This window comes from Pseudomonas sp. IT-347P, assembly GCF_949768005.1.
Lineage (GTDB): Bacteria > Pseudomonadota > Gammaproteobacteria > Pseudomonadales > Pseudomonadaceae > Aquipseudomonas.
Map to the genome: position 1 here is coordinate 122,058 of NZ_CATKPQ010000055.1, position 12,435 is coordinate 134,492.

Genomic DNA, 12,435 nt, shown 5'->3' on the forward strand with positions numbered 1-12,435 from the left:
GATGAGCAGACAGTTGAAACTCGGTGCGTTTCTCATGGCCACCGGGCACCACGTGGCGGCGTGGCGTCATCCTGATGTGCCGGCCAATGCGGGCTTGGATTTCGCCCATTACAAGCGGCTGGCGCAGATTGCCGAGGCGGCGAAGTTCGATGCGGTGTTCGTCGCCGACAGCGTCGCTGCGCCGACCCAGGACATCGCCAGTCGCATGGCGCGCTCCGATCACTTTGAGCCGCTGACGTTACTCTCGGCGCTGAGTGCGGTGACCGAGCACATTGGTCTGATCGCCACGGCGACCACCAGTTACAACGAGCCGTATCACGTGGCGCGTAAATTCGCTTCGCTCGATCATCTTTCGGGTGGGCGTGCGGGGTGGAATCTGGTGACCTCGGACAATGCCGCCGAGGCGCTGAATTTCGGGCGTGACGAACATATCGGTCACGCCGAACGCTACAGCCGTGCCCGCGAGTTTCATCAGGTGGTGACCGGACTTTGGGATAGCTGGGAGGACGATGCCTTCATTCGCGACAAGGCCAGCGGGGCGTATTACGACCCAGCGAAGTTGCACGTGCTGGATCATGCTGGTGAACACTTTCGCGTCAAAGGTCCGCTGAACGTTGCGCGTTCGCCGCAGGGTCAACCGGTGATTGTCCAGGCCGGCTCTTCGGAAACCGGGCGCGAATTGGCGGCGCAAACCGCTGAAGTGGTGTTTACCGCGCAGACTTCGTTGGCCAGCGCCAAGGCGTTTTACGCCGACCTCAAGGGACGTTTGCCCAAGTACGGGCGCAGCGCCGAGTCGCTGAAAATCATGCCCGGGGTTTTCGTCGTGGTCGGCCGCAGCGAAGCCGAAGCGCAGGAAAAGTGTGAAACGTTTCAGCAATTAGTCGAACCCGAGGTTGGCGTCGCGTTGCTTGGGCGTATGCTGGGCAACTTCGATTTGTCCAAGTACCCGCTGGACGGGCCGTTGCCGCAATTGCCGCTGACGCAAAGCGGTCAGCAGAGCCGGCAGAAGCTGCTCACGGAACTGGCCGGACGGGAAAACCTGACCCTCGCCGAACTCGGTCGCAAGATTGCCGGCGGGCGCGGGCATTACAGCCTGGTGGGTACGCCGGAGCAGATCGCTGATCGCTTGCAGGAGTGGTTCGAACAAGGCGCGGCGGATGGTTTCAACGTGTTGGTGCCGCACCTGCCGGGCGGGCTCGAAGATTTCGCCAATGGCGTGGTGCCGGAACTGCAACGGCGCGGGTTGTTCAGAACGAAGTATGAGGGCCGGACCTTGCGCGAGAATCTGGGCCTGGTCCGACCCGGCAATCGATTTGTGTAGCACCCTTCGCGAGCAAGCTCGCTCCCACAGGGAAATGCATTCCAAAGGAGAGAGCGAGCCTGCTCGCGGAGCAGTCGACACCCATTTCAAGACAGACAAGAGAGGATTCGATGACTTACACCGCTGCCGAAAACCGCTATGACTCCATTCCTTACCGCCGCGTCGGCCGCAGCGGTCTGGTGTTGCCGGCGCTGTCGCTGGGCCTGTGGCACAACTTTGGCGACAGTACGCCGATCGACACCCAGCGCGCCTTGCTGAGCACCGCGTTCGACCTAGGTATCAACCACTTCGACCTGGCCAACAACTACGGCCCGCCGTACGGCAGCGCCGAGATCAATTTTGGCCGTTTGCTGCGTGAAGACTTCAAGCAGTATCGCGACGAACTGATCATCTCCAGCAAGGCTGGTTGGGACATGTGGCCCGGCCCCTACGGTCAGGGCGGCGGTTCGCGTAAATACGTGCTGGCCAGCCTCGACCAGAGCCTGCAACGCCTCGGTCTGGACTACGTGGATATCTTCTATTCGCACCGCTTCGACCCGGACACCCCGCTGGAAGAAACCGCCAGCGCCCTTGCCACCGCCGTGCAGCAGGGTAAGGCGTTGTACATCGGTATCTCGTCGTATTCCGGGGTGAAAACCCGTGAGATGGCGGCGTTGTTGAAAGAGTGGAAAGTGCCGTTGCTGATTCATCAGCCGGCGTACAACCTGCTTAATCGCTGGGTGGAAAAGGATCTGCTGGATACCACCGATGAACTCGGCACCGGCGTGATTGCGTTTACTCCGCTGGCGCAAGGTCTGCTCACCGACAAATACCTCAACGGCGTGCCGGCCGATGCTCGGGTCAATCGTCCGGGTGGTGGTTCGTTGCAGGCATCGCACTTGTCCGATGCCAACATTGCTCATGTGCGTGCGTTGAATGAGATTGCCAAGCGTCGTGGCCAAAGCCTGGCGCAGTTGGCACTGGCGTGGACGCTGCGCGATCCACGGGTGACATCGGCGCTGATTGGTGCGAGCCGGCCGGAGCAGATTATCGAGAATGTCGGCGCGTTGAAGAATCTGAACTTCAGTGCTGAAGAGCTGGCGGAGATTGACCGGTTTGCCCTGGAAGGTGGGATCAATCTGTGGGAGAAGCCTTCGATGGCGGAGTGAGTCACCCTCACCCCAGCCCTCTCCCAGAGGGAGAGGGAGCCTACCGAGGTGTCTTGCGTCATACATCGACCTGAAATACCGAGTCGATTATGGATTCAGCAAAATACGTTCAGGTCGGCGTACTTCTACAGCATCCCCCAATCAGTTCCCTCTCCCTTTGGGAGAGGGTTAGGGTGAGGGGCTTTTGCTGTTCAAGGCTCAACGAAAAAACGGCACATCCCCCAACACCGTAGCCCGCTGCATCACCCGACGCGCCGGCCGATAATCATCCACCGCGTAATGCTGCGTCACGCGGTTATCCCAGAACGCAATATCGTCCTGCTGCCAGCGCCAGCGAATGGTGAATTCCGGGCGTGTCGCATGGGCGAACAGAAACTTTAGAATCGCCTCGCTCTCGGTTTCCGACAGTTCGTTGATCTTCGACGTGAAGCCTTCATTGATGAACAACGACCGCCGCCCGCTGACCGGGTGCGTACGAATCACCGGGTGCGACAACGGTGGATTCTTGCGTCGGGCCTCTTCCCATTGCGCCAACGCTTCAGGCGTATTCCCGTAGCGCTCCAGCGGGAACGAACGAGTGAAATCGTGAGTCGCGGTCAACCCTTCGAGCAAGCCTTTCATCGGCGCCGACAGCGCTTCATAAGCGGCAATCCCACTGGCCCACAGCGTGTCGCCACCAAATTCCGGCAACAACTTGGCGCTGAGCACTGCGCCCATCGCCGGGGTCGGCAGGAAGGTCACGTCGGTGTGCCAGATCGCGTTGTCACGCACATCGGTGACAGCGGTGTCGAGGATCAGCACCTCCGGTTGTTCCGGCACGTTCGGGTAAATCGGATGGATGTGCAGATCACCGAAGTACGCGGCGAAGCGTGCCTGTTGCGGCGGTTCGATTGGCTGGTTGCGGAAGAACAGCACCTGATATTTGAGCAGCGCCTGCTCGATAGCGTCGCGATGTTCCAGGCTCAGCGGCTGGCTGATGTCGACGCCGCTGATCTGTGCGCCGAGGGCTGAGCTTAACGGGGTGATGTTGAGGCTGCTCATGGTCTTTCTCTTCGAATTCGGGGTTCAAGCTTTTGGTGGGAGCGGGCCTGCTCGCGAATGCGCTGAACCAGATAGCAATCTTTTAACTGATCCACCGCATTCGCGAGCGAGCCCGCTCCCACAGGGGGGGAATTTCACAGGGCGACTAATGGGCCTGGCCGTGCCACGGCACCAGTTTACGTTGCAGGGCGCGCAGGCCCATTTCCATGGCGAAGGCGATCAGGGCGATGACCAGAATCCCCAGCACCACCACGTCGGTGACCAGGAATTGCGCGGCCGACTGCACCATGAAGCCCAAACCACTGGTGGCCGCAATCAGTTCGGCGGCAACCAGCGTCGACCAGCCAACCCCCAGTCCAATGCGCACGCCGGTGAGAATGTCCGGCAGGGCGCTCGGCAAAATCACATGGCGAATCAACTGCACGCGAGTCGCGCCCAACGACTGCGCTGCGCGCAATTTCGCCGGATCAACCGTGCGCACGCCGGTCGCGGTGGCGATGGCAATCGGCGCGAAAATCGCCAGATAGATCAGCAGCACTTTCGACAACTCGCCAATACCGCACCAGATCACGATCAACGGCAAATAGGCCAGCGGCGGGATAGGGCGGTAGAACTCGATCAGCGGATCGAGCACGCCACGGGCGATGCGGTTGGCACCGATAGCGATGCCCACCGGCACGGCGGTCAAAATTGCAAAACCGAGGCCCAGGCCGATGCGGCTCAGACTCGCGCTCAAGTGCTGCCACAACGTCGAATCCATATAGCCCGTGGTCACCAACAACCAGCCCTTTTGCAGCACGGCGGACGGTGGCGGCAGGAACAGCGGTTCGATCAATCCGGTGGCGGTCACCGCCCACCAGATGGCCAACAATGCAAACAACGTCAGCAAGCTGATCCAGCGCGTGCTGAGGCGGCGGCGTACGGGAATCACCGCCGAAGCGCTGACCGGTTTTACCGCAGCCGAGGAAACGTCGTAACTGCTCATGCGCGCTCCTGCCGTTGTCCGGCGCTGCGTTGCGAGAACACTTTGCTCAGCACGTGTTCGCGGGTTTCGATAAAACGCGGATCGGATTTGATTGCGCGTGCGGACTCGCCAGCGGCGTAACGCTGCCCGAAATCCAGGTGCAGACGCTCGACGATCTGCCCCGGATTCGGCGCCAGCAGAATCAGGTCAGTGGCGAGGAACACCGCTTCTTCGATGTCGTGGGTAATCAGGAAAACCGGCTTGGCGGTGCGTTGCCAGACTTGCAGCAACAGCTCCTGCATCTGTTCGCGCGTGAAGGCGTCGAGGGCACCGAAAGGTTCGTCCATCAGCAACACGCGCGGGTCAGCGGCGAGGGCGCGGGCGAGACCGACACGTTGTTTCTGGCCCCCGGAGAGTTGCCAGATGCGGCGGCTTTCGAACCCCGAGAGATCAACCAGCGCGAGCATCTCACGGGCGATTTTTTCGCGTTTGTCCTTGGCGACGCCGGCCAGTTCCAGGCCGAAGGCGACGTTGGCCAGCACGTCCTGCCATGGCAGCAGTGCGTCGTCCTGGAACACCACGCCACGCTCGGCGCTCGGGCCTTTGACTGGCACGCCGTCGAGGGTGATGCGCCCGGCGCTGGGCTCGACGAAACCGGCGATCAGGTTCAACAGCGAAGTCTTGCCACTGCCGGACGGGCCGAGGGCGACCAGCAATTGCTGAGGCCCCAGGGTCAGAGAAATATCCGCCAGCACCGGTGTCGGGCTGCCCGGGTACTGTGCGCTGATGCGCTCCAGCTGTAGCAAGGCCATCGCGGTTAACTCCCGATCAGTGGGTGATGAATTTGGCGCTGACGTACGGCGCGTAGTCCGGCAGAACGGCTTCGACCTTGCCTTGCTCCTTGAGGAACGCGGCGGTGTCAGTGATGGCTTTGGTGGTCGGCGCGCCGAGGGTGACGACTTGATCAGCCGCCAGCGGGTAGACGTTGCCTTGCAGCAATAGCGGAATATCGCTGGCCTTGGCCCCGGAGAGTTTCACCAGTTTGTCGACGTTGGATTGATCGGCGAGCCAGGCTTTCGGGTCTTTGCGGTAATCGGCGTAGGCGTCGAGAGTGACCTTGGCGAACGCGGTGACGATGTCCGGGTGCTTCTCGGCGAAGTCCTTGCGCACGATCCACGCATCGAAAGTCGGCGCGCCGAACTTGGCCAGTTCGCCGGAGGTGATCAGCACTTTGCCGTTTTCCTTGGCCACGCCCAGCGCCGGATCCCAAACGTAAGTGGCGTCGATGTCGCCGCGTTTCCATGCGGCAATGATCGCGGGCGGGGCAAGATTGAGCACGGTGACTTTCGACGGGTCGATGTTCCAGTGCTTCAGCGCGGCCAGCAGGCTGTAGTGACCGGTGGACACGAACGGCACGGCGATTTTCTTGCCGATCAGATCCTGCGGGGTTTTTATGCCAGAACCATCGCGGGCGACCAGTGCTTCAGCGGCGCCGATTTGCGTGGCGATGAGGAAAGTTTCGACCGGAACTTTGCGGGTAATCGCCGCGGTCAGCGGACTCGAACCGAGGTAGCCGATCTGCACGTCACCGGAGGCGATGGCGGCGATGATGTCGGCGCCGTTGTCGAACTTGCGCCAGGCGATGTCGGCTTTGGTGGCTTTTTCGTAAGCACCGTCGGCCTGGGCGACTTTCGCCGGGTCAACGGTGGTTTGGTAGGCGACGGTGAGATCGGCGGCCTGAGCCAGAAAGCTTGCAGCAGCCAGAGAGGCCACGGCCAGCAGGCGAAGCGGGAAATTCAGTTTCATTGAACAGCTCCATATCAGGCGACCGAGCGTCGGCGTGAAAGGAGACTAAATGATCTAAGAATCAGTAAATAAATAACTTTTTAGAATGAGCTTATGAGCGGAAAAATCTAAGGCGCGGGGGATTGTGGATATTTCGGATCTTGCATTCGACGTTAGATCTTTGCCCCCTCACCCCAGCCCTCTCCCCCAGGGGGGCGAGGGGGAAAGGGGGCCGATCTCGGTGCTTTTCAAGGCCTGAGCTCGGCTCGGTAGTTCAGGTCGGTGTAGTTCGCATCAACAACCCGGCCAGTCCCCTCTCCCCTAGGGGGAAAGGGAGCTGATCTTCATGCTTTTCAAGGCCTGAGTTCGGCTGGATATTTCAGGTCGACGTGAATCTCAAGAGCACCTGAATCAGTCCCCTCTCCCTCCGGGAGAGGGCCAGGGTGAGGGGCTTTTAATTGCTGATCGCCAAAATGCTCGCCTGATACGAACCGACAAACACATCAAAATCCCCCACCTCGTTCTGCTCCAGCTCAGCCTGCGCTGCCAGCGACGTACGCGCCAGCTCCTCAAACTTCGCCTGCTCATCCGCCGCCAGTGGCTCGCTGCGGAAAAACTCGGCATGCGCCTGGCTCTGACGCAACGAGAACTGCGCAAAGCTCTCCTTATGCTCAGCCATCGCCGCCAACACCTGCGCGGATGGCGTGAGTGACGGGTCACTGACCTTGGCCAGTTGCGCGTCCAGCGCCTTGCTGTGGGCATCGCCGCCATGGCTCTGATCCAGCAGCGCCGCCAGCGGGGCGATTTGCTCCAGCAGTTCGGCCGCCCAGGTCTTCATCTCGACCGGTTCACCATCACGCTGCAATTGCAGGCCCGGACGGCGACCTTCCTTGACCACGCTAAGGAAATTCGAGGTGGCGTTGCCACAGGAGTTGTTGGTCAGCAACGGGCTGTCGTTCAGCGCGCAGTACAACAGGAACGCGTCGAGGAAGCGCGACTCGGTGAGGTCGATGCCCATCGGCAGGAACGGGTTGATGTCCAGGCAACGCACTTCAACGTATTGAATGCCACGGGCCATCAATGCCTGAATCGGCCGCTCGCCGGTGTAGGTCACGCGTTTCGGGCGGATGTTGGAGTAGTACTCGTTTTCGATCTGCAGGATGTTGGTGTTGAGCTGAACCCACTCGCCATCCTTGTGCGTGCCGACTTCCACGTACGGCGCGTAGGGCGTGGCCACGGCTTTGCGCAGGCTGTCGGTGTAGCTCGACAGATCGTTGTAGCAAGGGGTCAGGCCGGCCTGGGCGTTGCTCTGATAACCGAGGTCGCTCATGCGCAGGCTGGTGGCGTAGGGCAGGTACAGCGTGTCGGGATCAAGTTGTTCCAACTGATGCGAACGGCCGCGCAGGAAGCCTGCGTCCAGCGCCGGCGAGGCGCCGAACAGGTACATCAGCAGCCAGCTGTAGCGACGGAAATTACGGATCAGCGCGATATAGGACGTCGACTGGAAATCACGGTCGGTGCCGACAAAACCTTCGCTTTCGCGCAGCAGTGGCCAGAGTTTTTCCGGCAAGGAGAAGTTGTAGTGAATCCCGGCGATGCACTGCATGGTCTTGCCGTAACGCAGAGCCAGGCCCTTGCGGTAGACGTACTTGAGCTGACCGATGTTGGAGGTGCCATAGTAGGCGATCGGGATGTCTTCCTCGGCCGGCAACGGGCACGGCATCGATGGACTCCACAGATACTCGTTGCCGAGCTTGCTGTAGGCAAAACGGTGAATCCTGTCCAGGCTCGCCAGTGTGTCCGCCGGATCCGCCAGGGCGGGCGTGATGAATTCCAGCAGCGACTCGGAGTAGTCGGTGGTGATCTGTTCGTTGGTCAGCGCGGAACCCAAGGCTTCCGGGTGCGGCGTTTGCGCCAGACGACCTTCGCTGGTCACGCGCAGGCATTCACGTTCGATACCGTGAAGGCACTGTTCGAGCAGAGAGAGGTTGGCGCGCTCGCCGAGCAGAGCCAGGCGGCGGTTGAGAAGTTCGCTCAATTTGGATTCCTTCACGCGTCAGTCGCCCCAATATGGGGGTGGGCAGGACGGTCTACAAGGGTGAAGTTGAAACTGGCGTTATCGCCTGGTTTTTCGGGCTCACGAAGCCCCTTTCGAACCGCCGACTTCAATCCCTGAATCTGGCAGATGCACGCGAAGATTATGCGGCCCTGTGGGAGCGGGCTTGCTCGCGAAGAGGGCGTGTCAGTCAACATTAATTCGCCTGACACATCGCCTTCGCGAGCAAGCCCGCTCCCATAGAAAAGCTCGACGCTGCGATCACAGCGCCGAAATTAACTCAAAATGATAAGCAACATCTACAGGACAGCGAACGTGCCTTGCGCTTTTGCGACCAGTTTGTCGCCCTGCATCACGTCGGCCTCGACCACCAGCGTGCGGCGGCCCGGGTGGATAACCCGCGCCGTGCACAGCACCTCGCCATCGGAAACGGCGCGGATATAGTTGATCTTGCACTCGATGGTCGCGCTCTGCTGATCGAAGCCGTGGGTGCTGGAACAGGCCAGCCCCATGGCGATGTCGACCAGACTGAACAGCGCGCCACCGTGCAACTTGCCGCCGCGGTTGCGCAGTTCCGGTTCCAGCCCCAGGGCGACTTGCGCCACCCCGGTTTCCAGGCTGTGCAGGCGGCAGCCCAACAGCTTGAAAAACGCGCTCTCGACGAGCCCGGCCGGCATTTCCATCAGCGTTTCTTCAACTGCTTGGCGTTGGCGAACAGCGAGGCCATCGCATTGTTCACCGGCGCTGCGGTGGCGGTTTCCTTGCGTGGCGCGTTGTTCGAAGGCTGGCGCTGGGCCGAGCCCGGACGCGAGCCTCGGGCGCCGTCGATCTTCTCGCCCGGGGTGTCGCTCATGCGCATCGACAGGCCGACGCGTTTGCGCGGGATGTCGACTTCCATGACCTTCACTTTCACCACGTCACCGGCCTTCACCGCTTCACGTGGGTCCTTGATGAACTTCTCCGACAGCGCCGAGATGTGCACCAGACCGTCCTGATGCACGCCTATGTCGACGAATGCTCCGAACGCGGTCACGTTGGTGACCACGCCTTCAAGGATCATCCCCAGTTGCAGGTCTTTGAGGTCTTCGACGCCTTCCTGGAACTCGGCAGTCTTGAACTCTGGACGCGGGTCGCGACCGGGTTTTTCCAGCTCCTGGAGGATGTCGGTCACGGTCGGCAGACCGAAGGTTTCGTCGGTGAATTTCTTCGGATCCAGGCGCTTGAGGAACGCGGCATCGCCGATCAACGAGCGGATGTCGCGGTCGGTTTCAGCGGCAATGCGCTGCACCAGCGGATAGGCTTCCGGGTGCACCGCCGAGGAGTCCAGCGGGTTGTCGCCGTTCATCACGCGCAAGAAACCAGCCGCCTGCTCGAAGGTTTTTTCGCCCAGACGTGCGACTTTCTTCAGCGCCGAACGGGTCTTGAACGCGCCGTGCTCATCGCGGTGAGCGACGATGTTTTGCGCCAGTGTCGCGTTGAGGCCAGAGATACGGGCCAGCAGCGCTACCGAAGCGGTGTTCACATCAACGCCGACGGCGTTCACGCAGTCCTCGACTACAGCGTCCAGGCCGCGCGCCAGTTTCAGCTGCGAGACGTCGTGCTGGTACTGGCCGACACCGATGGATTTCGGATCGATCTTCACCAGTTCGGCCAGCGGATCCTGCAAGCGACGAGCGATAGACACCGCGCCACGGATCGACACGTCGAGATCCGGGAATTCCTTGGCCGCCAGTTCCGACGCCGAGTACACCGATGCCCCGGCTTCGGAAACCATGACCTTGGTCATCTTCATCGCTGGATATTTTTTGATCAGCTCGATCGCCAGCTTGTCGGTTTCGCGGCTGGCGGTGCCATTGCCGATGGCGATCAGGTCAACCGAGTGCTTGGCACACAGGGCGGCCAGAATCGCGATGGTCTGATCCCACTTGTTGTGCGGCACGTGCGGGTAGACCGTGGCGTGATCCAGCAGCTTGCCGGTGGAATCGACCACGGCCACCTTGCAGCCGGTACGCAGGCCTGGGTCAAGACCCAGTGTGGCGCGCGGACCGGCCGGCGCGGCCAGCAGCAAGTCGTGCAGGTTGTGCGCGAACACGTTGATCGCCTCGGTTTCGGCGCCGTCACGCAGCTCGCCGAGCAGGTCGGTTTCCAGGTGGGTGTAGAGCTTGACCTTCCACGTCCAGCGCACCACTTCGCCGAGCCATTTGTCGGCCGGACGGTTCTGGTTCTGGATGCCGAATTGCTGGCCGATCATGCCTTCGCACGGGTGCATGGTGCCCGGCAGTTCGTCACCGACTTTCAGTGCGGAACTGAGGATGCCTTCGTTGCGGCCACGGAAAATGGCGAGCGCGCGGTGCGACGGCATGCTTTTCAGCGGTTCATCGTGTTCGAAGTAATCGCGGAACTTGGCGCCTTCTTCTTCCTTGCCGGCAATGACGCGGGCACTGAGGGTCGCTTCCTGTTTCAGGTAGTTGCGCAGTTTTTCCAGCAGGCTGGCGTCTTCGGCGAAGCGCTCCATGAGGATGTACTTGGCGCCTTCCAGCGCTGCCTTCACATCGGCCACGCCTTTGTCGGCATCGACGAAGCGCGCGGCTTCGGTTTCCGGGTTCAGGTTCGGGTCGTTGAACAGGCCGTCGGCCAAGTCGCCGAGGCCGGCTTCCAGGGCGATCTGGCCCTTGGTGCGACGTTTCTGCTTGTACGGCAGGTACAAGTCTTCGAGGCGGGTCTTGGTGTCGGCGAGCTTGATGTCGCGCTCGAGAGCTGGGGTGAGTTTGCCTTGCTCCTCGATGCTGGCGAGGATGCTGATGCGCCGTTCGTCGAGTTCTCGCAGGTAGCGCAGACGCTCTTCCAGATGACGCAACTGGGTGTCATCGAGGCTGCCGGTGACTTCTTTCCGGTAACGGGCGATGAAGGGAACGGTAGAGCCTTCATCGAGTAGCGCGACGGCCGCTTCGACCTGTTGTGGGCGTACACCGAGTTCCTCGGCAATGCGGCTGTTGATGCTGTCCATAAAACCACCTGACATAGTGTGAAAGCAGGCTCGCAGGCACGGAAACAAAGGCCCGGAGTCTGGTTGAGCGGCTAGAAAATTGCCGCTGCCTGGGTCGAAAGGCAGCCCATTGACCCGTGAAATCGAACAATTACTGCGCTCGGCAGGAAAAAAAGCCTGCCACCTGCGGTAACGATTCAGACGTTGCCTGGCACAAAACGCCGCGCATTATAACCAGCGTTCTGTCATTCGGGGGCGTTGCAGTCTGTAGGCATAAACCCCGGTTTTCTGGCAGTGAAGGAAAAATCTGCTAACAATGCACACGGTGCGTATAACGGCAGCTACGCCATAATGCGCGCCGAGCTAAAAGGAGCATCCAATGAGCAGCACTGCACAAACTGCTGAAGGCGAAAAAATTCTTATCGTTGACGACGATCCTGGGCTGAGCAGCCTGCTGGAACGTTTTTTCGTCAGCAAAGGCTACCGTGCCCGTACCGTACCGAACACCGAGCAGATGGATCGTCTGCTGTCGCGTGAAGTCTTCAATCTGGTCGTCCTCGACCTGATGTTGCCCGGCGAAGACGGTCTGACCGCTTGCCGCCGCCTGCGTGGCGCGAACAATCAGATTCCGATCATCATGCTCACCGCCAAGGGCGACGAGCTGAGCCGCATCAAGGGCCTTGAGCTGGGTGCCGACGATTACCTGGCCAAGCCGTTCAACCCGGACGAACTGATGGCCCGGGTCAAAGCGGTCCTGCGTCGTCAGGCCGCGCCGGTGCCGGGCGCGCCGGGCAGTGAAGACGAAAACGTCACCTTCGGTGACTACATATTGTCGCTGGCCACCCGCGAACTGAAACGCGGCGACGAAGTGCACATGCTTACCACCGGTGAGTTTGCGGTACTCAAGGCCCTGGTGATGAACGCGCGTCAGCCGCTGACCCGCGACAAACTGATGAATCTGGCCCGGGGCCGCGAGTGGGATGCCCTCGAGCGTTCCATCGACGTGCAGATTTCCCGTTTGCGCCGCATGATCGAGCCTGATCCATCGAAGCCGCGCTATATCCAGACCGTCTGGGGCGTGGGCTATGTGTTCGTACCCGATGGTGCCGCCACCAAGTGATCGGTGATTTGTAG

The 12,435-nt window shown here is 60.8% G+C and carries 10 protein-coding genes; 3 read left to right on the forward strand and 7 right to left on the reverse strand.

Features of this window, described 5'->3' with window-relative positions; all coding sequences use genetic code 11:
* The first annotated feature begins 1 nt into the window (after window position 1).
* Both ACM6IV_RS20145 and mgrA read left to right on the forward strand, forming a co-directional pair.
* A complete protein-coding gene (locus tag ACM6IV_RS20145; protein ID WP_414871346.1) occupies window positions 2-1,321 on the forward strand; it encodes an LLM class flavin-dependent oxidoreductase in 1,320 nt (439 codons plus the stop codon).
* A 110-nt stretch (window positions 1,322-1,431) separates the two neighbouring features.
* Window positions 1,432-2,469, forward strand: a complete 1,038-nt coding sequence (gene mgrA, locus ACM6IV_RS20150; protein WP_414871347.1) for an L-glyceraldehyde 3-phosphate reductase — start codon at window positions 1,432-1,434, stop codon at window positions 2,467-2,469.
* A 198-nt stretch (window positions 2,470-2,667) separates the two neighbouring features.
* Here the strand turns inward: mgrA and tauD are convergent, their stop codons facing one another.
* From tauD to ACM6IV_RS20185, 7 genes are all read right to left on the reverse strand, one after another.
* Complete coding sequence (gene tauD / locus ACM6IV_RS20155; RefSeq protein ID WP_414871348.1) at window positions 2,668-3,510, reverse strand: taurine dioxygenase; 843 nt, start codon at window positions 3,508-3,510, stop codon at window positions 2,668-2,670.
* Between the two features lie 145 nt (window positions 3,511-3,655).
* The gene (gene tauC / locus ACM6IV_RS20160; RefSeq protein ID WP_414871349.1) at window positions 3,656-4,495 is read right to left on the reverse strand and encodes a taurine ABC transporter permease TauC; all 840 of its coding nucleotides are present in this window, start codon (window positions 4,493-4,495) and stop codon (window positions 3,656-3,658) included.
* Window positions 4,492-5,286 carry a taurine ABC transporter ATP-binding subunit gene (gene tauB, locus ACM6IV_RS20165; RefSeq protein ID WP_007917917.1) on the reverse strand — a complete coding sequence of 265 codons (795 nt, stop codon included), beginning with the start codon at window positions 5,284-5,286 and terminating at the stop codon, window positions 4,492-4,494. The genes tauC and tauB overlap by 4 nt, the downstream gene beginning before the upstream one ends.
* A 16-nt stretch (window positions 5,287-5,302) precedes the next feature.
* The gene (tauA, locus tag ACM6IV_RS20170) at window positions 5,303-6,280 is read right to left on the reverse strand and encodes a taurine ABC transporter substrate-binding protein (protein ID WP_414871350.1); all 978 of its coding nucleotides are present in this window, start codon (window positions 6,278-6,280) and stop codon (window positions 5,303-5,305) included.
* Between the two features lie 433 nt (window positions 6,281-6,713).
* On the reverse strand, window positions 6,714-8,297 hold the full coding sequence (gene gshA, locus ACM6IV_RS20175) for a glutamate--cysteine ligase (protein ID WP_414871351.1): 1,584 nt from the start codon (window positions 8,295-8,297) through the stop codon (window positions 6,714-6,716).
* A 317-nt stretch (window positions 8,298-8,614) separates the two neighbouring features.
* Complete coding sequence (locus ACM6IV_RS20180) at window positions 8,615-8,998, reverse strand: PaaI family thioesterase (RefSeq protein WP_414871352.1); 384 nt, start codon at window positions 8,996-8,998, stop codon at window positions 8,615-8,617.
* The gene (locus ACM6IV_RS20185) at window positions 8,998-11,322 is read right to left on the reverse strand and encodes a Tex family protein (RefSeq protein ID WP_414871353.1); all 2,325 of its coding nucleotides are present in this window, start codon (window positions 11,320-11,322) and stop codon (window positions 8,998-9,000) included. The genes ACM6IV_RS20180 and ACM6IV_RS20185 overlap by 1 nt, the downstream gene beginning before the upstream one ends.
* Before the next feature lie 358 nt (window positions 11,323-11,680).
* On the opposite strand from ACM6IV_RS20185, the gene ompR reads away from it, so the two are divergent.
* Window positions 11,681-12,421, forward strand: a complete 741-nt coding sequence (ompR, locus tag ACM6IV_RS20190) for a two-component system response regulator OmpR (RefSeq protein ID WP_414871354.1) — start codon at window positions 11,681-11,683, stop codon at window positions 12,419-12,421.
* Window positions 12,422-12,435 lie beyond the last annotated feature (14 nt).

Coding starts and splice junctions, on each gene's coding strand:
- ACM6IV_RS20180 (WP_414871352.1), bottom strand. CDS start 8,998: ATGGAAATGCCGGCCGGGCTCGTCGAGAGCGCGTTTTTCAAGCTGTTG.
- ACM6IV_RS20185 (WP_414871353.1), bottom strand. CDS start 11,322: ATGGACAGCATCAACAGCCGCATTGCCGAGGAACTCGGTGTACGCCCA.
- tauC (WP_414871349.1), bottom strand. CDS start 4,495: ATGAGCAGTTACGACGTTTCCTCGGCTGCGGTAAAACCGGTCAGCGCT.
- mgrA (WP_414871347.1), top strand. CDS start 1,432: ATGACTTACACCGCTGCCGAAAACCGCTATGACTCCATTCCTTACCGC.
- tauA (WP_414871350.1), bottom strand. CDS start 6,280: ATGAAACTGAATTTCCCGCTTCGCCTGCTGGCCGTGGCCTCTCTGGCT.
- tauB (WP_007917917.1), bottom strand. CDS start 5,286: ATGGCCTTGCTACAGCTGGAGCGCATCAGCGCACAGTACCCGGGCAGC.
- ACM6IV_RS20145 (WP_414871346.1), top strand. CDS start 2: ATGAGCAGACAGTTGAAACTCGGTGCGTTTCTCATGGCCACCGGGCAC.
- ompR (WP_414871354.1), top strand. CDS start 11,681: ATGAGCAGCACTGCACAAACTGCTGAAGGCGAAAAAATTCTTATCGTT.
- tauD (WP_414871348.1), bottom strand. CDS start 3,510: ATGAGCAGCCTCAACATCACCCCGTTAAGCTCAGCCCTCGGCGCACAG.